The organism is uncultured Limosilactobacillus sp. (assembly GCF_934202705.1).
Taxonomy (GTDB): domain Bacteria; phylum Bacillota; class Bacilli; order Lactobacillales; family Lactobacillaceae; genus Limosilactobacillus.
The window spans coordinates 86,506-107,820 of record NZ_CAKPYE010000002.1 but is presented as its reverse complement, the minus strand read 5'-3'; the positions used below and the strand labels follow the sequence as shown (position 1 = coordinate 107,820).

18 protein-coding genes and 1 tRNA gene are annotated in these 21,315 nt (G+C 40.5%); 4 read left to right on the top strand and 15 right to left on the bottom strand.

The window, feature by feature from the left end:
* Window positions 1-60: 60 nt before the first annotated feature.
* Complete coding sequence (locus Q0C76_RS01805) at window positions 61-186, bottom strand: hypothetical protein (protein WP_295728933.1); 126 nt, start codon at window positions 184-186, stop codon at window positions 61-63.
* Window positions 187-303: 117 nt separating this feature from the next.
* Between Q0C76_RS01805 and cls the strand changes: the two genes are divergently transcribed.
* Window positions 304-1,770, top strand: coding sequence for a cardiolipin synthase (gene cls / locus Q0C76_RS01800; RefSeq protein WP_295729265.1), 1,467 nt, complete (start codon window positions 304-306; stop codon window positions 1,768-1,770).
* Between the two features lie 97 nt (window positions 1,771-1,867).
* The gene (locus tag Q0C76_RS01795) at window positions 1,868-3,190 is read left to right on the top strand and encodes a C1 family peptidase (protein WP_295728930.1); all 1,323 of its coding nucleotides are present in this window, start codon (window positions 1,868-1,870) and stop codon (window positions 3,188-3,190) included.
* A 120-nt stretch (window positions 3,191-3,310) separates the two neighbouring features.
* On the opposite strand, the gene Q0C76_RS01790 is transcribed toward Q0C76_RS01795, so the two are convergent.
* Genes Q0C76_RS01790 through Q0C76_RS01775 form a run of 4 tightly spaced genes read right to left on the bottom strand, consistent with a single transcriptional unit; the run spans window position 3,311 to window position 9,420 of the window.
* Window positions 3,311-5,263 carry an alpha-rhamnosidase gene (locus tag Q0C76_RS01790; RefSeq protein ID WP_295728927.1) on the bottom strand — a complete coding sequence of 651 codons (1,953 nt, stop codon included), beginning with the start codon at window positions 5,261-5,263 and terminating at the stop codon, window positions 3,311-3,313.
* A 25-nt stretch (window positions 5,264-5,288) separates the two neighbouring features.
* Complete coding sequence (locus Q0C76_RS01785; RefSeq protein WP_295728925.1) at window positions 5,289-6,542, bottom strand: MFS transporter; 1,254 nt, start codon at window positions 6,540-6,542, stop codon at window positions 5,289-5,291.
* 10 nt (window positions 6,543-6,552) lie between these two features.
* The gene (locus tag Q0C76_RS01780; protein WP_295728922.1) at window positions 6,553-8,127 is read right to left on the bottom strand and encodes an alpha-rhamnosidase; all 1,575 of its coding nucleotides are present in this window, start codon (window positions 8,125-8,127) and stop codon (window positions 6,553-6,555) included.
* A gap of 6 nt (window positions 8,128-8,133) precedes the next feature.
* Window positions 8,134-9,420: an MFS transporter gene (locus Q0C76_RS01775; RefSeq protein ID WP_295728919.1), complete on the bottom strand. Its 1,287-nt coding sequence runs from the start codon at window positions 9,418-9,420 to the stop codon at window positions 8,134-8,136.
* A 180-nt stretch (window positions 9,421-9,600) separates the two neighbouring features.
* Between Q0C76_RS01775 and Q0C76_RS01770 the strand changes: the two genes are divergently transcribed.
* Window positions 9,601-10,572, top strand: a complete 972-nt coding sequence (locus Q0C76_RS01770; protein ID WP_295728916.1) for an AraC family transcriptional regulator — start codon at window positions 9,601-9,603, stop codon at window positions 10,570-10,572.
* Between the two features lie 46 nt (window positions 10,573-10,618).
* Here the strand turns inward: Q0C76_RS01770 and Q0C76_RS01765 are convergent, their stop codons facing one another.
* The 6 genes from Q0C76_RS01765 to Q0C76_RS01740 all read right to left on the bottom strand — a co-directional run bounded on the left by Q0C76_RS01765 (window position 10,619) and on the right by Q0C76_RS01740 (window position 15,057).
* Window positions 10,619-11,362: a hydrolase gene (locus Q0C76_RS01765; protein WP_295728914.1), complete on the bottom strand. Its 744-nt coding sequence runs from the start codon at window positions 11,360-11,362 to the stop codon at window positions 10,619-10,621.
* Between the two features lie 75 nt (window positions 11,363-11,437).
* Window positions 11,438-11,510, bottom strand: a tRNA-Ala gene (locus Q0C76_RS01760).
* A gap of 91 nt (window positions 11,511-11,601) precedes the next feature.
* Window positions 11,602-12,270 carry a hypothetical protein gene (locus tag Q0C76_RS01755; protein ID WP_295728912.1) on the bottom strand — a complete coding sequence of 223 codons (669 nt, stop codon included), beginning with the start codon at window positions 12,268-12,270 and terminating at the stop codon, window positions 11,602-11,604.
* Between the two features lies 1 nt (window position 12,271).
* A complete protein-coding gene (locus tag Q0C76_RS01750; RefSeq protein WP_295728909.1) occupies window positions 12,272-13,135 on the bottom strand; it encodes an ABC transporter ATP-binding protein in 864 nt (287 codons plus the stop codon).
* Window positions 13,116-13,499 carry a GntR family transcriptional regulator gene (locus Q0C76_RS01745; RefSeq protein WP_295728906.1) on the bottom strand — a complete coding sequence of 128 codons (384 nt, stop codon included), beginning with the start codon at window positions 13,497-13,499 and terminating at the stop codon, window positions 13,116-13,118. Before Q0C76_RS01745 ends, Q0C76_RS01750 begins: the two co-directional genes overlap by 20 nt.
* A gap of 139 nt (window positions 13,500-13,638) precedes the next feature.
* Window positions 13,639-15,057 (bottom strand): C69 family dipeptidase, encoded by a 1,419-nt coding sequence (locus tag Q0C76_RS01740; RefSeq protein ID WP_295728903.1) that lies wholly within the window; start codon window positions 15,055-15,057, stop codon window positions 13,639-13,641.
* Window positions 15,058-15,163: 106 nt separating this feature from the next.
* Between Q0C76_RS01740 and Q0C76_RS01735 the strand changes: the two genes are divergently transcribed.
* A complete protein-coding gene (locus Q0C76_RS01735; protein WP_295728901.1) occupies window positions 15,164-15,775 on the top strand; it encodes a LysE/ArgO family amino acid transporter in 612 nt (203 codons plus the stop codon).
* 72 nt (window positions 15,776-15,847) lie between these two features.
* On the opposite strand, the gene thrS is transcribed toward Q0C76_RS01735, so the two are convergent.
* The 4 genes from thrS to Q0C76_RS01715 form a co-directional block, all read right to left on the bottom strand.
* Window positions 15,848-17,653 (bottom strand): threonine--tRNA ligase, encoded by a 1,806-nt coding sequence (gene thrS, locus Q0C76_RS01730; protein ID WP_295728898.1) that lies wholly within the window; start codon window positions 17,651-17,653, stop codon window positions 15,848-15,850.
* A gap of 328 nt (window positions 17,654-17,981) precedes the next feature.
* Window positions 17,982-18,629, bottom strand: coding sequence for a hypothetical protein (locus Q0C76_RS01725; RefSeq protein ID WP_295728895.1), 648 nt, complete (start codon window positions 18,627-18,629; stop codon window positions 17,982-17,984).
* 163 nt (window positions 18,630-18,792) lie between these two features.
* On the bottom strand, window positions 18,793-19,356 hold the full coding sequence (locus tag Q0C76_RS01720) for a peroxiredoxin (protein ID WP_295728892.1): 564 nt from the start codon (window positions 19,354-19,356) through the stop codon (window positions 18,793-18,795).
* A gap of 157 nt (window positions 19,357-19,513) precedes the next feature.
* Window positions 19,514-21,091, bottom strand: coding sequence for an Nramp family divalent metal transporter (locus tag Q0C76_RS01715; protein WP_295728891.1), 1,578 nt, complete (start codon window positions 21,089-21,091; stop codon window positions 19,514-19,516).
* Between the last annotated feature and the right edge of the window lie 224 nt (window positions 21,092-21,315).

The window sequence follows — 21,315 nt, the reverse complement described above, 5'->3', positions numbered from 1 at the left end:
AAGGGATCATAACAGAAGTCTTTATTGTGACTATCGGTTATAATCCCTTTTATCCTTTTATTAACGATTTTTAAAGTAGAAAGCCAAAGCAATTAAGGCTACCAGAACAATAATTGCTAAAAGTGGATTTTGATTGAATAACATGTGGAAAGCCCGAATTTGGCCAACCGCTAATTCTGGAGTCATTGTTCATCACCTCATTGTATTTTGCATTATTATACCTGATATTAGCGGTTTGGTTCAGGGATTAGAATGCGTTAAAATTAAATTTAGGATTAGATCACGGCGAAGGAGGACAAGATGATGGGCTTAACTTGGAATATTATTCGAACCATCTTAATTATGATTGTCCTCGTGAATGAAATTGCGGCCTTGATAACGGTCTTTCGTGAAAAGCGAGATATTGCCGCAACTTGGGCGTGGTTATTGGTGTTAACCTTAATTCCGGTTATCGGTTTTATTGCGTATGCTTTTTTGGGGCGGAAGCCAACTCGTCATCGGATGGAGAGAATCCAGACGGCAACACAACTAGAATTAACGGAAGCAATTGAAGAGCAAAAGAAACAATTTGCTAATATGATGAAGCCAAAGAAACAAACACGGCGGACGTATTGGCGGACGGTAATGTTATTTCAAAACTTAGATGATGCTTTTTTTACTCGACATAATCAAGTAACGATTTTTAACGATGGTCATCAGCTCTTCGATCAGATGTTATGTGATATTGAAGCAGCGCAGAAGAGTATTAATATCGAATTTTATACAATTTACAACGATCAAATCGGGAACCAGTTACGAACCATTTTAGAGCAAAAAGCTGCTGAAGGAGTCGAAGTCCGTGTGTTGTACGATTCTTGGGGATCGCGTGGGGTGAAGCCAAGCTTCTACAACCACCTTCGTGAGAATGGCGGTGAAGCAGCGCAATTCTTAATGACACGTAGTAACCTTTTTGATTTCCGGATTAACTATCGTGATCACCGTAAAATTGTCACGATTGATGGCCGGATCGGCTATGTTGGTGGGTTTAATGTCGGCGATCAATACCTCAGTCGCTTTCCGAAGTTTGGTTACTGGCGTGATACTCATCTTCGATTAATGGGCGGCAGTGTTTATTCATTACAACAACGGTTCATTCGTGATTGGAACGCCACCATGCAAGGAACAGACAAGCAAATTTTACATTATCGACGGTTTTTTCCACCGATTCAGGCAAAGAATGCAACAACGTCCATGCAAATTGTTTCTAGTGGTCCAGATACCCAGATGGAAACAATTAAACTAGGTTATTTGCGTTTGATCAACGCTGCGCAAGACCATATTTGGATCCAGACGCCATATTTGATCCCGGATGATAGTATGATCGATGCTTTAAAAGTGGCTGCGCACTCGGGAATCGATGTACGAATCATGATTCCGTGTAAACCAGATCACCCATTTGTTTATCGAGCAACCCAGTATTATGCGCGGATGCTTGCTAATGAAGGAATCACAATTTACTACTACGATAATGGATTTTTGCACGCTAAAACCGTCATGATTGATGGCAAGATGTCTTCCGTTGGATCTGCTAACCTTGATTATCGAAGCTTTAAACTTAACTTCGAAATTAATAGTTTTATCTATGATCAGCAGATTACTGATCGACTGGAACAAATTTTTATGGATGATGTTCGTCATAGTCATGTAGTGACACCAGCAATGTTTGCCGCACAACCAAGATGGTTACGCTTTAAGCAGACGGCGTCACGATTATTGTCACCGATTTTATAACTGTAGATGAGACTTATGATCAGTAAGAGCTGGTGATAAGTCTCTTTTGTTAGAGTTGTATAATTGAACTAAGTTAATTAAAGGAGAGGTACAGCAAATGAGTAAAGACACGATCATTACAAATGAAATGGTGAATAAATTTCATGATAATTATGTTTCACGTGGAACAGCTAAAGTGATTGAGCGGGCCGTTCGAAAAAATGGTATTAAAGCCACAAGCGAGGACCCAGAAATTAACCAACGTCTTCATCGGGTTTTTAATCACGAAATTAAAACGGGAAAAGTTAGCAACCAAAAACACAGTGGTCGTTGCTGGTCCTTTGCAACCCTTAATACATTACGGCATCAGTTTGCGTTAGCTAATAACTTTAAAGACTTTGAATTGTCACAAAACTATCTCTTTTTCTGGGACCGAATTGAACGGGCTAATAAATTCTTCACTAATATCTTAGCGACGGCGGATCGTGATTTAACTGATCGGCTAGTTGATTATTACTTAAAATCTGCGGAAAGTGATGGTGGCCAATGGGCCAATGCGGCTTCCATTATTGAAAAATATGGTGTGGTGCCGCACTATGTGATGCCGGACACTTTTAATACCGAAGATACAACTGATATTGCAGAAGTACTGACTTATATGATGAAAAAGGATGCCCTCATTCTCCGCAAATTGGCGCATCAACGGGCCAGTGAAGAAGAAATTCAGGCAACCCGACAACGAATGCTGAGTGATGTTTACCGAGCATGTGCGTATGCCTTTGGTGAACCACCAGTTAAATTTGATTTAGAATTTCGTGATGATGATCAGCAATATCATCGGGCAGCTGCTTTAACACCGTTAGAATTTTATCATCAATATTTCAAGACGGATCTTCATAACTATGTGGTAGTGACGAATGCGCCAGACCATGAGTATTACAAACTGTATTCATTGCCAGCACAAGACAACGTGATTGGAGGCATCCCAATTCAATTTGTGAATGTACCATTTGAAAAGTTGCAAGAGGTAGTAATGAAGCAATTAGATCACAATGAGACCATTTGGGTAGGCAATGATATTCTTCAACAAATGGATCGAAAGCGTGGCCTGATGGATGCACAACTTTATCATCGTGAAGAACTATTGGGCATTGATTTCACTATGAGTAAGAAAGCGCGGCTAGCAACGCATCAAGCAGAAGTTACCCATGCAATGACGCTGACAGGTTATAATCTGGTTGATGGCCAGCCTAATCGATGGAAAATTGAAAATAGTTGGGGTGATAAAAATGGTGATCAAGGGTACTTTGTTATGAGTCAGAATTGGTTTGAACAATATACCTATGAAGCCGTAATTAATAAAAAGTACTTAACGGCTGAAATTAAACAAATTGCTAAACAAACGCCAATTGAATTAACTGCTTGGGATTCATTACAATAAACATTTAAAATCAATCGGGCTCCAGTGTTCAGAATAACCGAACTCTGGAGCCCAATTTACGGACTACGCTAGTTGTTTTTACGCTTGGTAAAAGTATATTTGTCACAGTTTCTTCAATTGTTAATCTCGAGGAATCGTGACGGTGTGATGTGGAGGCAATGTAATTTTTTCTGTTCCAGAAATTACTATTCCGCCAGGGCGGTCAGCTTGCAAATCAATTTTTCCGTTGTAAACATGATAACTAACGGTTCCGCCTTTGATTGGTAATGTACATTTCAGTTCATCAAACATTGATAAATGTGGGTGAATTACAAAAGATGCATACCCCGGAGCAGTAGGACGGAGTCCCATGAAATAACGACCTAATAAATAGACAGGACTGCCACCCCAAGCATGACAGAGACTTTTGCCAAACGGGTCACCATACATAGCGTACCGTGCTTTACCGCTCACTTGTGGATCGTATTCTTCCCAAATTGTAGTGGCGCCTTGTTTAATCATTGAACCCCAGTATTTTTGGATTGTTTGATAAACCTGTGATAATTGGCCAAGTTTACAAAGGGCATCTTGCTCAAAGAATTTAAAGTAAGGGGTTGTCAATTTGGTAATTTGGTTATTCAGCAGGACATTTTTAAAAATTTGGTGTTGCTTGGTTGGGTCAACAACTTCAAAGAGGATTGCTAGAATATTAGCATGACGGGTAACGTGTCTCTTACCAGATTCATATGAATCGATGAAGGCCCCTTTTGAGGAATCCCAAAAGTACTTAATCGTATTTTCTTGCAAAACATGGTAATACTCTTGGTATTTTGCGGATGGTTGCCCCAAGACATTTTTAGTCGTAATAATGGCTTTTAATGATTGTAGCAGGAACATTTGCTCAGCGGCGACAGTCCCTTTTTTATCCATTTCAGACCAATCTACGAAAATCCAATCGCCATCACGACCATAAATAAAACCTAGCGAGTTGGTTTGCGCTAATAGATAGTCCATCATCTTTTCCATTCTGGGCATAATCATTTTAAGAAATTCTTGATCAGCAGTCATTTGATAGTGGTTATAAATGCTGATAATCCAGAGCATTGAATAATCAACGATGGTGTTAATGTGTTGGTGAACTTCATCGTGACCACGCAAGGCAATAATGGTCCGCTTATCAACGTCTTCGTTAAAGAACGAGTATTGATTAATAAAACTATCTTGGTAAGCATCGCCACCCCAGATCCAGCGATCACGCTTGATACCATCGATATAAAATAAATCACTACACAATTTAAAGGTGCGAATTGAGGCATTCCAAATTTGGTTGATCAGTTGGCGATCTGATTTAAAGGTGGCGTGGTTGGTCATTGGTAAGGAAATACAATCAGCACTCACTTGAATTGATTTCTCTGTAAAATTGGGGATGAATAAATAACGAAATGCACGTTTCGGAATCAGGGTTTGTTCGGTAATCCCAGACTGTTGGTAATAGCACATTTCAGTATCTAATGCTTCAGTTGCGGATTCGCCATAGCAGACAGTAATTGGTGTCACTAAATCGTAAAATTTTAGTGAGGCATTGATTTCTTTACCAAAGTCGATTAGTAAGCCACCGTTCTTTGGTTGAAAACTAGCTGGTTGTAATTGATGGTGGGCATAGGGAATCTTTGCGGGGTTATCAGTTTTATGGGTAAATAATTCACTATAACCAACAGGACGTTGAGTAATATAATTATTTGCTAACCAGCTTGGGTCAGAATGAATGACTGCTCCCTCAATCCAGACAGTGGGTAATTCATTTGGGCTAAAAACGTAAATAACAATGTTATACATTCCTTGATCTAAAGTTATCGGTTCATTAATTTGATATTTCACGTCATTAATAGTGATATAGCCTTGTTGGTGGGTATAGACGGTAAAAGTAGTGGGCGCGGTAAGGTGATAACTGTTTTCAAATTTGACATTTTTAAAGCAGTCGTCGATGGCCCAATAGGCTGGCCACCGCATGCCCCGTTCTTCCCTTGTGAAATTTTGTCGCATCCCTTCGTGAATTTCAAAGTCACCAGGGAACCAGATCCAATAGTTTTTCATAATAAAACTCCTTTACAACAAATAATTATTCTAGACCACGCTGATGAAGCATTCTGACAATTAAGACGGCAAAACCTCCTGATAACAATGCACATCCAAAAATGATCCAAAGAAAGTTTTGGACTGACCAAGCCATTAAAGTTGGCGTGAATAATGAGAAAATGGCAGTAAAGAAACGAACAAATCCGTATGAAAAACCGGTGATGGATGCCCGGACGTTCACTGGATAAAAAGTTTGCGTCCAAATTTTATAAATTGGTTCACCACACAAGGTGTTGGTTGCGGAATATAAAACATAGGCAACGGAAAATGCCCACCAGATTGAGCTCCAAATACCAGCACAAAGGAATGCTAATGAACCGATAATAATGGCACCATACATTACTGGATACCGATATTTAGTATCTGAAACTTTAACATACATTGAATTAGAAGCTAAGTTAAACAAGTTTGCAACCAGCGCAATCAACGTTGCATAGGCTTGGGTGCGGTGAGAAACAGTGACTAAGAAGTAGTTAACAAAGGACCCCCATGTATTAGCAGGTAAGTTCCAGAAGAGATAGAAGAGGGTGAGGGCGATTAAGACACTCAAGTACTGCTTGTTTTTTAAAATATCGCTTAATTTAACCTTCTGGTGTTCTCTTTGATCATCAGTATTTTGTACTTCTGCATGCTGGAGCGACTCTTCAATGTGTTTGAATTTAGTAGAGAAAGCGCGAATCCACCAGTTAGAAAAGGCAACGAATGAAATGACACCAAAAATCCACCGAACAGAACCAACGGTCATTCCAGAAGTGAGAAAGCCGATAAATTGGGAAAGCAAGATCCCCACCGTCCAAAAGACCTGGGTAATAGTAATGCTCCGACCGTACATTTTATCAGAAGTCCGTTCAGAAATGACTGCGAGTGAAGTTGGGAGATCGGCACCGGAAGCTAGCCCAGCAATAATGATACCGATTAATAAAATAGCCAGGTTAGGTGCAAAGGCGATTACTAGTGCCCCAATGGCAACAAAGAGAATGTCTAAGTTAAAGACCCGAACCCGACCCAAACGGTCAGAAAGCCAACCACCAGTTACGGACCCAAGGGCCACCATCAGCGTTAAGAGGGTGGAAATAAAGCCCGTCACTAATGGAGTGAGATGCATGAGCTTGGTCCAAATGGGAAGTGCGACCCCGAGACTAACTAATAGACTTGAGTCAAGATAGGAGGCCGTTCCGGCAACCGCAACTAGTGAAAACGTTTTTTTATCCATTTTTGGTTGATTTGAATTATCCATGATTGACTCCTTAATTAACTAAATATTTTTTGATTAAATAGGCGGGAGTACATCCCCAGGCGAGACAATAGCTTGAAACGATTGGACTGCCATATGGTGAATAATTAGGGCTTTCTGGTTCAAAGGCTTCCCAATACGTATCTGCACCAAGTTGAATCATTTTTCCCCAATAACTTTTTAGGAGTTCAATTCCGTCATTATTTAATCCAGCACAGAAGAATGCTTCTGTAATATGGTGATACATGTATGGCGTAGCAATTCCGGTAATGGGGAATAATTTTTGTTTAGCAGTTTGCATAATTGTTGTGGCTTGTGACCCGGTAACGACTTTGGCAAGCACCATCCAAACCTGACTAGCAATGTTAATCTCTTTGTCAGGGCCAGAAATAAAGAGCTGTTTTTGAGAATCAAAAAGATCTTGCATTGCGGATTGAGATAACTGCTTAATAACATTGTTAATATAATCGGCATCTTTCGATTTATTGAGTTGTTGGGCGAGTACTACAAATTGCTTGAAGGTATAAATGATAATTGCTTGGCCTGCTGTGGTCTTGTCGAAGTCGTTTGACCAATCAACAAAAACTGGATAATGGTCATTAAATTGATAAAGCCCATTTTGAATTGATTGGAGAGCAACGTGGACTTGTTGTTTTGCAATTGGATAGAGTTCCTGTAATGTTGAAATATCATGGGTTTTTACCACGTAATCGTGGAGAGTGGAAATGAAAAAGAGTCCATAATCTAGTAAGAATGTGTCGTCAGGTTGTGGTTCACCGTTGGTAAAGACGTTTGCAGGAATTCGCCCATCTTTGGCAGTCATTCCTGCGAAAAGGTACAAGCAGCGCTTAACCAGATCATTATTATTAAAAGTAGCGTAGTTGGCTAATGCTTGAAGACGCAGATCACCTAGCCAAAGCCGACGATCACGTTTAGGGCCATCTTCAAAGACTGTTTGCATACAGTCTTGTAAGGTTTTGACGCTAACGTTATAAATTGACTGTAGTTGAGAATCTACCAATTTTGGCAAAGAAATTGAATGGGCAGAGCTTACAGCAGTTAGTTCTGCCTGATCGAACGAGACAGACCACTTTGGTGAAGTATCAATGATTTTAAGGTCAACGTAACGAAAAGCATACCGGCGCGGTAATTTAAGCTCAGCTGGAAGGTGATCAAGATGAATAGTTTCTTCTTGGATCCATGATTTACTTAACCAACCATCATAATCTGCAGAATTGTAAACTAATTCAGCAGGGACTTCAGCAAATTTAAGCTTTAAAGTTAGCGGGGCATCTTGGGGTGACCCAACATGATGAATGTTGATTTTAAAGTAGCCAACATAATGATTGCCAAAATCGAGGATAACATGATCATCACGTTTCATTAAATGCTTAGGTAGATTTTCAATGTTATCGATTTTTTTGATTCCAGTTGAATTTAATTTATGCTCATCATTAACTGGTTTGACCAGCGCGATTGGCGACACTTTTGTCTGATAGACCGTGGGGGTTAATGCTTTTGCCTTCTTTAAAAGAGTCTGGTTATGATTAAACTCGACTTCATTATTAATTTGAAATGTAAACGCCATTGATATCTAATCCTCTTTCTTAGTGGTTTGAATAATTCCGTATTTCTTTTCCAGAGTGATAACGAAAAGTCCAGCGAAAAAGCCGATGATGATGAGAACAGTAAAACCAAACATGGTATAACGAATTACATTTGGCATGACGAGCGTTGGGGTTACAAATGCGAATAATCCACACGCCAAACGAGAAAAGCCATTCATAAATCCTTGAAGCGCAGCGCGAGTTTCAACCGGAAATGACTCTTGGGTCCAAACTTTATAGATTGCTTCCCCAGCAATATTATTGCCGATGTTGTAACAACCAATGGCGATCACAATTGGCCATAGTGCATGACTGGAAATTGCCAAGCCAAACATGGCAGCTGCCTGAATAATCATCCCGATCACAAAGAAAGTATTTCGCTTGGGACTGGATGCGACGGATGAGAATGCGGTAACGGCAGCAAGCCCAACAAAATTGAGGACAATTCCGGCACCCGTAGCAAACGTTTGTGAGGCGTGAGCTTGAACGAGGGTAAAGGTTTGAAACTGTCCAAAGGTGTTAGCTAAGAGATTCCAAAAAATATAGAAAATAAAGATGCCCAGGAATAATCCTAGATAGCGGTGTCGATTATTGCCATGAAATAAAGTCTTCAGGACTGAAGTATTACTGATGGTCTGGTTAGACTGGTGTTCTTCTTTCAATCGAAATTCCGTTCCTGCTTGATGAAAAGCTTTAAATTTTGTCGAACGAGAACGCCAGAGCCAAGTCACGGTAGCAATCAGGGTTAAAATACCAAAAACGACTCTTGCTCCAGTGGCCCCCGCCATTTTAGAAACAATGAAGGAACAAATATACGAAATAAAGATCCCAATTTGCCAATAAATTTGTGTCGACGAAACGAGACTTGATGAAACCTTTTCATTTGGAGCATCGTGAGAAATAACCGTTAAACTTAGCGGTAAATCAATCCCAGAAGCTAATCCCGTAATAATGACACCTAGTAAGAGAATTAGGTAATTGGGAGTTAAAACGCAGATTAAAGTACCTAGAGCATAAAAGAAGTTCGTCCAGTTGAAGGAACGAATTAAACCAAAGGCTTTGCTAACGGTTCCTGATAAAAAACCACCAATTGCAATGGCGAATGTTAAAGCGGCAGAAATGACCCCGACCTGACCATTGGTTAATGCAAGTCCCTTTTGCCATACTGTGATAGTGGCAGATAAACCGACAATAATTCCTGAGCCCAGGATAGAACCGATCCCGGCCGCTGCCGCAAGGGGCCGATATTTTGCAACTAATTCTTGATTATTCATATGGTTACCTCTCAATTTGAAAAAGATTAAGTATAATTTCAGTATTTAATTTAAGCTTTACTGGTAGCGCTTACAATATTAAAAAGTGAGTGGTTTAGTTGCAAGATCACAGGTTCACAAATTATAATTGTTGATATGGCGACAATTAGCAGATTTTTAAATAAAGAAGTTGAAATTGGTATGGAAAAATTACGTAAGCTTCTGTTGCAAGAAGATCCGATTGAAAAGCAACAGCGGTTAAATCATGGACAGAATATTAATTATATGGGTCTCGGCTATGGACCGGGGATCATTCCGCGAATTCCGCGGAGCAACTTTTTCCAACATTCTTGGGTCGCAGCCACCAAGCAGCATCGTTATTCATACATGCCAGCACATACGCACAGTTTTATTGAATTTAATTACCAATTTTCTGGGCAATCAATTCAACAATTAAATGGTCGAGAATACATTCTTCAAGCTGGTGAGTTATTAGTAATGGATCAATCGTTAATTCAGCGTTATGGTTACATGGGGACGGATGATTTATTAGTGAATGTTTTATTAGATATTGAACAGCTACCGGCTAATTTCATTAGTGATATTCGTCCGGCTAATGGACTAATTCGGTTTTTATATAATTCATTAGATCAGCATGCGGATCATAATGATTACTTAATCTATGACTTAACTGATTATCCAGAAACAATTGCTATTTGGGAAGAACTAATGTATTATGCGTTAAGCAACGTTCGCCCTTATGAAACGCGACAATTATTGATGGAAACGGCGCTAAGCTGCCTTCCCGATCCGCAGGTGACTCACATGAATGTTTCTAATCCGACAGATCGAACCATTAATGATGTTATGAGATATATTAATCAGCATTTTGCGACTGTTTCACTAGCTGAAGTCAGTCAGCATTTTAATTACAATAAGAACTATCTTGGTAATAAACTTAAACAAAACACCGGGATGTCCTTTGGCGAACTTTTGGATCGCAAACGGCTTTTAACGGCCGAAAGTTTATTATTAGATACGGATTGGACAACGGCTAAAATTGCCGAGCAACTCGGCTATCAAAATACATCATCATTATTTCGTCTGTTTCAAAACCAGGTGGGGATGACACCGGCACGTTTTCGGCAAATTCATCGTGGTGAATTGAACTAAATTATAAAACCCGTGAATCAATTTTAGTTTGATTCACGGGTTTTAATTATTTTCGTAAATGTTTTTTTAAATTAGTTTTAATGCGGTGGTGAATTGCAACGCCAATGGGTCGCTTTACAGCTGGTTCACGATAAGTATCCATCATAGAAGAGAACAGTTCAGCGCTGGTTGGTGGCGTATAAACAATGGCGTTAGCGCCAGCTTGAATCGTTTTTTGGATATTTTCTTCGCTCTTTCCACCACTTGCGATAATTGGTAATTCTGGGTAAGAATGACGAATCTTAGCAACAATCTGGGCGGTATTCTTACCACCGGCAACATTAATCATTGCAGCACCGTTACGTATCCGAGCGTCAATATCCGTATCAGGATTGACGACAGTAATCACTGTTGGAATATCGATGTTTTGAGTCACCGTCCGTAAGTTGAGATTAGTAATCGGTGCATTTAAGACAACTGCTAACGCTCCTTGGCTTTCAACATCCTTCGCTAATGAAACAGTTCGGACGCCCTTAGTCGTTCCACCGCCGCAACCACAAAACACTGGTACACTAGATGCTTCAATAATTGCTTTACTGATTGCTTGTTGCGGGGTAAACGGATATACGGCAAAAACTGCATCAGCGTCACAATTTTTGATAATGGCGAGGTCAGTTGAAAAGATTAAACTACGAATTACCCGTCCATAAATGGCAATTCCCGATGCAGCTTGAATTGCTTTTGGCATTTGCAAAATCTGGTGACGTAATTTTGATCCTACTTGGGGAGGATTATTTAGTGAATCGGTCATTACAGTTCAACTCCTTTGACAAAGAAACTAAAGGCCAACGATCCTGATTAATTTAGAAACGTTGGCCTTTTTCAATGGACCATGCGAGATTCGAACTCGCGACCTCCTGCATGCGAAGCAGACATTCTCCCAACTGAACTAATGGCCCGATTCGACTTCTATTTTAGCAGATATTTGGGGAACTGCACTAAAAAACTCGCCTAAATTAGGCGAGTTTAGTTAAGGATATTAAATGTTCCTTAGTCGCGACGTAACTGTTGGTGCATTGTGAATAGGTAGCTGATGCCCAGCATGATTGCTAACCAGAGCAGGCCAAACAGGGCCCACGATCCTTGCCAGTTAAAGATGTTGGCTAAAGTATTGAGGGTGGCGACACTTGGATGCCATAAGTTTGCCATGAGACGGATGACTTGTACCATGATAATCACAAAAATGGTTGGCAAAGCAATTGCGACGATGATTTTCCATTTACGTGGTAGTAATCCAAAGCCGCTACCGATGGCATAAGATGTCGTAATGCCATCTAACATTGCGAGCAGGGTTCCGGTAATGGTTAACCAATCCTGATGTTGGAAGCCAGCATTAAAGAGCCAGATAACGAAGGTAATAATGGTAATTGTGATAATACCGAGCAGATCACTTAACCAAATTTGCCAACGAGTTTGGCCATTCTGAATCCCGAGCTTGAATTCACCATAAGGAACAATGAGGTAGAAAATTCCGTAGAGGCCAAAAGCCACAGCTACAAAGCCGCCGAAGAAACTATCCCAAAAATCCATTAAGCTCATGTGACCTGCAGAAAAGATTAAACCAAGAATTTGAAATCCAAATACGGATGCCAAAGCAACGCCAAAGCCAAGCAAGTAAGCACGCATTGAATCTCGATAGATCATCGGTAATTTTTTCATTTTAGTTTTCCTCCCCATTGGTTAATGCCATAAAGGCTTTTTGTAAGTCAATGTGTTCAATTTTAACGCGATCAGGAATGACCTTGGTTTCGTCAAGCGGTTGAACAACGTAGGCAGTTTTGATGTTACTGATAGTTTGATGGTCCAAAACCGTAAGACCATCTGTAAATTCATCGACCAATTCGGCTGGTCCACTGATAGCATAGGCATTTGCTAATAAGTCGTCGACGCTTTCGTTACGAATCAAGCGATGGTGATCTAGAATCCAAACATGTTCTACTAGCGGTTGGATTTCGCTAATGAGGTGAGTTGAGAGGATGAAGGTCCGTGGTCGTTCTTCATAGGTCTTCATTAGTTCGCGATAGAATAATTCTCGGTGACCTGCGTCCAGACCAAGTGTGGGTTCATCAAGGAAGATAAAGTTCGCATTGACACATAACGCGGTAATGAGCTTTGCAATCGTAGTTAATCCGGTCGAAAGATTACTAAGGCGAGCTTTTTCATTTACTCCAAAATCTTTGGTTAAGCGGTGGGCGAGAGCAAAATTAAATTTACCATAGCCATCATCAGCGAGGCGGAACATATCACATACTCGTGTCCGTTTGGCATACATATTCGTCTCGCTCATCAAGTACATCTGTTGGAGTGCTACTGAATTGTTGTTGATTGAATCGTGGTCGAGCAGAACTTCCCCAGTCGTTGGAAAATTACGGTTGTTGATAATATTGAGTAAGGTACTTTTACCTACACCGTTCCGACCTAATAAACCATAAATTTTATTTTCTTTAATTTGAAAAGTTAAGTTATCGAGAATTGTTTTTCGCCCAAAACGTTTTGTTAGTTGGTTAATCTTGAGTGTGGTCATTTTGATACCCCCGTTGAATCAAATTTAATAAGTGATCTTCAGTAATTCCTAATTTGGTCGCTTCTTGAATTAAACTGGCGACATAGTTTTGATAAAAACCTTCTTTACGTTTTTCCATAATCTTCTCCTGGGCACCGTTAGTGACAAACATTCCACGGCCGCGTCGTTTTTCCAATAGTTGTTGATTTACTAAAATATTCATACCCTTGAGAACCGTTGCTGGATTGATATGGAGTTCTTGCGAGAGTTGGGTAGTTGATGGTACTTGTTCACCTTCAGGGAAGAGTCCGGAAAAGATCATTTCTTCAAGTTGGTCAGCAAGTTGCTGATAAATTGGTGAAGATTGATCAAATTCAAAATGCATTACTGATTCGCCTCCTTGGTTCATTACTTGTGTAATTAACTATATAACTAACTTCGAAAAATTGCAAGAAAAAATCAGTTTGCAATGATAAAAAATAAGATTGCAAACTGAATCAATGATTATAGTTTATTCCATATAACTATAGGTTAGGATCCATTTTGAACGTTAATTTTGATAATTCTGTTCCTTTCGTGAGTAGCTTGAAAATCAGTTCCCGAGTCTTTTGGTTACAGTATTGAGCGATTTCATGGTTCTGTTCGGTTAAGAAGGTAGTTAGTTCAGGACCAGATTTTTGGGTGCTGGACAGGTCGACTTGGTGAATCTTTTCTCGTGTCCAGGAGTGCATTTCTTTAATAAAGGCTAAATCATCTTCAGCAAACTCGGTAAGGTGTGCTTCAACAACTTCTGCTAAGGCTTCATCTAACCAGAAAGCATGTTCAAAGTCCATCGTGGTTGGCACGTCACGATAGCTGGCATCTGTATCATTGGCATTTGCAAAGAATGGGACATAAGCAGAGAAAGTTGGAATGCCAAATGCGATCCACTGAATTGCCTGAGTGCCAGTTGCGTGCGGACGAACCTGCAGAATATGGGATTGTGCAGTTCGTGATAGTGAAATTGACCGGTAGCGACGTTTATCAACAGGGGCACCTTCACCAATTGGATCATATTTTGTTTCATTGAAGTGTGAGCCGAGAACGTGTTCAATGTCTTCAACAGCGATTTTCCGTTCAGCTTTACGGATAAAAGGCATCTCCATGTCTTCGGGTTGTTGATTAGCGGTAGCATTTGGGCTGAGGTAGCGTTGAGCATACCAGAGGCGAGGTGTATTATAATGCCGATCTTTCCGGGTCCGAGTTCCAAAAATATGTCGGAAGTTCCATTGATCAGTGTCCGGATTTAAGTCATGTTCAGTGACAAATTCTCGAATGCCGTTGGACCACAGATAGTTATCTGGATCATTAAAATCAATTTTTTCAATCATCACTTGATTAGGGGCGACCGCGTAACAATCATCGGGGATCCGGACTGCTACCCATTGGTGACCGGTCACGATTTCCATATACCAGACCTCGTTTTGATCAATAAATTGAACGCCGTTTCCTTCAGCAGATCCGTAAGTAGCCACTAATTTACCGAGGTATTCAACTCCCTCACGCGCAGAGTGAATGTAGGGAAGGACCAATGTCGTCATGGAATCTTCGGCAAGACCGTTTTTAATGTAAGGATCGTATGCCAGTACACGACCATTGGCATAGACACTTTCTGTTGCACTTTCACCCACATTTGCTTCGTTAAATCCATCTTCTTCATTGGGACCGGTGGTTTGGTCTAAATGTGGGGTGGAACTATAACGCATGGCGGTTTCCGGTAATGGCACGGTTAATTGGTTATATGGGGATACATAGGTCTCGTGGCGTTCAGAGACTGCTGGACGAATTAAAAATCGTTTGGGTTCGACGGCTTTGACCCGATCCTCGTTTCTGGCAATAAATGTTGATCCATCAATCGAGGCCTTTTTACCAACCATGATGGACGTACATGCTGAATTACGCATAATATCACTCTCCTTAATGACAGTATAGCCTGTTTAGATACGGTTTTGATAAATAAATGCTTAAAAAAGTTAAATATAATAAAATGGAAGGGAAAGGAGCGATACCATGGCCTACTTTCAAGGATTGCTAATTGGATTAGCGTTTGTGGCGCCAATTGGAATGCAAAATATTTACGTATTCAATAATGGCCTATCATATCGGCTCTCGCGGGCATTATTATATACATTTTTGGTCTGGCTATTTGATGCGCTCTTCTGTTTTGCCGCCTTTTATGGAATTGGTGCAATTGTTAATCGCAACCAGATTGTAAAAATTATCATCATGGTCATTGGTGGTGGCCTTACTGTATATATTGGCTGGAATATTATTCGTTCAGCTAATCAGCGAGCACTAACTAGTGACAATCACCACATTACAATTAAGCAAGCAATAATGACGGCGATTGTGGTGAGTTGGGCGAACCCCCAGGCATTAATTGATGGCACGATGATGCTGGGGGCTAGTCGGGGAACACTGACCACTGCGGAAAGTATCTTCTTTATCATTGGTGTGATTACCTCATCATTTGTTTGGGATCTGGGGATGACCAGCGCTTTCAACTTGCTGCGTTATCGAATGCCGGCGAAACTACTCGTTTGGATTAACCTCATTAGTGGCGTGATTGTCCTTGGTTATGGTGGCTTTTTAATCGTTAACGGTATTCAACAAATAATCTAAGAATGTTTCACGTGAAACAAAAACCGGTCTCATCATGAGACCGGTTTTGCTGTTATCAAGTAGTTAATTTAATTATTTTTTCCGAGAATAGGAAGCAATATCAGCCAGAAGTTCGTCCATAAAGGCTTGCTTACTCATGCTGTTTTGATCTTTTTCACCGTATTTACGTACAGAAACGGAGTCATTAGCCATTTCGTCATCACCAACAACCAGCGTGTATGGAACTTTTTGAGTTTGGGCTTCACGAATCTTGTAGCCCATCTTTTCGTTCCGGTGGTCAACATTAACCCGAATTTTAGCTGCGCGTAATTCAGCGCCGAGCTTGTCGGCGTAGTCGCCATGCTTATCATCTGAAACCGGAATAATGTGAACTTGTTCAGGAGCTAACCAGGTAGGGAAGGCACCCTTGTAAATTTCAGTTAGGTAAGCGACAAACCGTTCCATCGTGCCAACAACGCCACGGTGAATCATAACTGGCATATGTTCTTGACCATCTTTACCCACGTATGAAAGACCAAACCGTTCAGGAAGCATGAAGTCTAATTGGATTGTGGACATCGTTTCATCATTGCCCAGGGCCGTCTTAGTTTGGATATCCAACTTTGGACCATAGAAGGCTGCTTCACCTTCGGCTTCATAGTAGTCGAGGTTCAAGTCATCCATTGCTTGTTTTAGCATGGATTGTGATTTTTCCCACATTTCGTCGTTAGCGTAGTATTTCTTAACGTTCTTTGGATCACGAAGGGAAAGCCGGAAGCTGTAATCAGTAATGTCAAAGTCTTTGTAGACACTCATGATTAACTTCAAGATCTTAGCAAATTCAGATCGGATTTGATCTAGGGCAACAAACGTGTGACCATCATTTAACGTCATTTCACGAACCCGTTGTAATCCAGAAAGGGCACCAGATTTTTCGTAACGGTGCATCATTCCGAGTTCGGCAATTCGTAATGGGAGGTCACGGTATGAACGAAGGTGATGCTTGTAAATTTGAATGTGGCTAGGACAATTCATTGGCCGCAATTCCAGCATTTCACCGTCACCCATGTCCATTGGTGGGAACATGTCATCGCGGTAGTGTTCCCAGTGACCAGAGGTCTTGTAGGCATCGAGGTTCATCAGGACTGGAGTATAGACGTGTTCATAACCGTCAGCCACTTCACGATCGATAATGTAACGTTCGATTGTCCGCCGAATCGCAGCACCCTTTGGCATCCAGTAAGGCAAACCAGCACCAACTTTTGGATCAACAAAGAAGAGGTCGAGTTGGTTACCAATAACCCGGTGATCGCGTTCTTTGGCTTCTTGACGCTTCTTGAGATCTTCGGCAAGGTCATCTTTCTTGTAGAAAGCAGTCCCGTAAATCCGTTGAAGCATTGGGTTAGATGACATTCCCTTCCAGTATGCACCGGCAACAGAAAGCAGCTTGAAGTTTTTAACAACGTCGCCATAAACGAGGACTGGTGCTTCAGCAACTGCGTAAGCGTCACCAAGCTTATACATAGCAACCTTACCGTCTTGAGCATGATCATTGATTAATTCAGTGGAGAACTTATCAGCTTTAACTTCATCTAAAGCTTCGCTGAGATCACGTTCAACAAATTCAACTTTGGCATCATTCTTAGCAAGCTTCTTAATATCAGCTTCTAAACCTTCCAACTCATCCGCAGAAACTTGTTGGTTGTCCTTATCAGAGTCAACCCAGAATTGGTCATCTTCAGCAACAGCGTCACCAAGACGGATACCATCATATTTAGCTTTTAAGGCAGCCTTTAGCATTAAAGCAACCATTTGCCGAAGGGCAGCAGCACTTTCTGCTGAGCCCTTATCAATCTTTTTTACTTCACCATTTGGTGACATAACTGCAACTTGTGCCATAAAAATCGCTCCTTTATAAAATAAAAAAAACATCCCTAGGACCGAATAAACGATCCTAGGGACGTTGGTTAACATAATCAGCGTGGTTCCACCCATCTTCAGAATATCACATGATATTCTCTCAAAAGTGTGGTAACGGACACGACCCGCTCCTCCTTGCTTCGGAGGGAAAAACATAAAGGTGGTACCGTTGTTACCTTCGCTAATGATTCTTCCACTATTGAATCACTCTCTGGATAGGGAGGTAATAAGGCTTGTCCTTTAATTAATGCTGATTATATGCGGGACAAATTTTAGTGTCAAGACTAAAATGAAAATTTTCTAATTATTATTGATGCTGGTTTTGCTGATTGGTATTTGGTTGACCACCAGTTGGCTGATTGCCAGTTGGTTGATTATGATTTTGTTGATTGTTTTGTTGTTGATTATTATTTTGTTGAGCATTGTTATCAGTCGTTGAGGATTGGTTTTGCGCAGGATTATTTTGGTGGGTTTGGGTATTACCATTCGTTGTCGTGGTATTGGAGCGGGGAGTTTCAATCTCATAAGTGGCTTGGTTATCATCATCGAATGAAGAAGAACGATGACGACGGTGATGACGTTTATGAGAGGAACTGGAGGACTTGGATGATGAAACCGAAGTATCGTTATCAGTGTTGACTGGATTCTGCTGCTTGATTGCAAAGATCACAATCATAATCGCTAGGATCCCTAACAGCACTCCTAAAATTATCTTATAAAGACGTCCATTCTTTTTTCCGCGTGGCTGCTTTGGCTGTTGACCAGTTTTTATTCCCGAGCGACGGGTACGAGCGGGTTGAGCAGATGAGGATGAATTATTCACCTGTTCGGTAGGACTGGTTTTAGTTTTTCGATTAAATAACGAGCGTTTTGACTTTTTACGGCTCTTTGGCGTGTCATATAATTCGACCCGGCTTAAATGTTTTTCCTGGTCGTGATTGTTATTATTATTCATTCTTTCACCTCAATTTGGATCGGCACTATGGCCATTGCCAAGAATTCTTTCTGACATTATACCATTCTCTACAGGAGCTTACTAAATTAAGGGCAAATCGTTTAATTGGTAAAACAAAAAAGCCGGCCGTCATTAGACGGGCCAGCACTTAAAAAGGTTTGGATTAAAGTTTACCAACTAAATCCAATCCCGGTTTCAACGTATCATCACCTGGGTGCCAGTTAACTGGGCAAACTTGGTCGCCATTTTGACGAACAAATTGAGCCGCTTGAAGGGTCCGGAGAATTTCGTCAGCGTTCCGACCGATTCCCATGTTATTAATGGTGGCCGATTGAACCTTACCATCTGGATCAATAATGAAGACACCACGGTAGGCTTGCCCGCTGTTTTCATCCAAAACATCAAACATCTTAGCTAACTTACCGGCCGGATCAGCTAACATGTGGTATTTGATTTGCGCAATTTTTGGTGAAGCATCTGCCCAAGCTTTGTGCACGAATTCGGTATCTTCAGAAACGGAGTAAATTTCAGCATCAGCTTTTTTAAAGTCATTATAACGAGCTTGTAAGGCTTCCAGTTCAGTTGGACAAACAAATGAGAAGTCTGCTGGATAGAAGAATAGAATGCTCCACTTGCCGAGAAGATCTTGCTTAGTAACTGATTTTAACTCACCAGTTTGATAAGCATTAACTTTAAAATCTTCAATTTCCTGTCCGATTAAATTCATTAATATCCGCTCCTTAAATTAGAATAATTCTTAACTACAACTATAAGTATAATGCTTTTTCTTTAATAATCAACTAATTTAGTTAAGGAAGCGGGGATTATTTTTTTCAGAATGTTTCTAATAAAAAAACACGACTTGGTGTCGTGCTTTTTAATGGCTAATTACTTGATTCAGTTTTTTCCCAAGGGTGTTTCTTATTTTCAGCTGCAAAGTTGCGATCCCCAATAATCATTTCTGTACATGTCCAGATTAACAAGGCCAGAATGATCACAATGGTAATCCAGGCAAGCACGTCAGAGGTTGATTTCTTCCAAAGACCAAACCCTTCATATGTTTGTGGTAGGTTGTACAGGTTTAAGAAAGTTAAAGCTAGCACGGAAATCCAACCGCAAACACGAACCCAACCAGAGTTACGGAATTCGCCCATTTCAGCAGTACTGTTAGTCATTAATAATAATGGCAACATGGAGAATGGGAGCGCAAATGCTAAGAACACTTGAGAGTTTTCCATTAGAAGGTTTAATGCTGCGTGTTGTTGAGTAACACTATCATGACCAGTCATGGCAACACAAATTAAAACTGGAATCACAGAAATTAAACGTGTTACCAACCGACGAGCCCAAAGGGGCATCTTCATATGGATAAAACCTTCCATAATAACTTGACCAGTTAAAGTTCCAGTAATAGTTGAATTTTGACCAGAAGCCAATAGGGCTACCGCAAAAAGAGTTGAAAGAATTCCAGATTTGGCAACGGCAATTAAGATCCCATTGCTTAACATTGAAGTATTATTCAAAGCATCATATAAGCCGAAGAAGGAGCTATCTTGTACTGCGCCGTACTTAAAGACAGCCACACCCATGATCAGCAATAATGAATTAACGAAGAAAGCTAAACTTAATTGAATGTTAGAATCCCACGTTGTAAAGCGCACAGTTTGTCGCATTTCGTCAATGTTAGAGTGATCTAACTTTCGTGTTTGAGAAATAGCAGAGTGAAGATATAGGTTATGAGGCATAACCGTTGCTCCAATAATCCCTAATGTCCCAGTTAATGGTGAAATTCCACCTACCACAGGACCCTTAGCAATTGCTTTTTGAGATGGAATTAATCCCATAAAGACACTGCCCCAAACTGGTTTGGATAAAGCAACTTCGTAAGCGAAGACCAATAAAATGACCAAGATTAAACAAGCAACAATAGCTTCGATTTTACGAAAACCGATCTTCGTTAACAGAAGAAGCACTAAGACATCAAGAACAGTGATGAAAACGGATGGTACTAATGGAATATGAAACAGCAGGTTTAAAGCAATCGCTGCCCCGATAACTTCCGCAATATCAGTGGCCATGATGGCAAATTCTGTCATGATCCATAGAATAATTCCAAGAGCCTTCCCTGTACGAGCCCGAATGGCCTGCGCAAGGTCCATTTGGCTTACGATACCAAGTTTAGCTGCCATGTATTGAAGTAACATCGCAATCAAACTTGAAATCAGGATGGTCGTCATTAATGTATATTGGAAGCTTTGACCACCAGTAATTGAAGTTGACCAATTACCTGGGTCCATGTAACCCACAGCGACTAAAGCGCCAGGTCCAGAGTAAGCGAATAAAGTCCGCCAAAAGCCTTTACCATGGGGAACCTCAACGGTACCGTTGATTTCCTCAAGAGATTTACCGTTCGCATATTCAATCAGCTTATGTTTACGGTGTTGATTTTTTGTGTCTGCCACGCCAAATCCTCCCTTTCTTTCGTATGCTAATAAGGTAATGTTCACATTAAATATTAATCTATTTGAACACCTTTGTTAGGTTAGCATAAAAAATTAGGTAACGCAATGGGAAATATCCATTTTTCAGCGGTTATACAGACTTTTTCGTTTTTTAAATGAGGATTAATAATGAAAGATCTTTTATAATAAATAGAGAGCTATAATCATTGCGAAATTCTTAATGA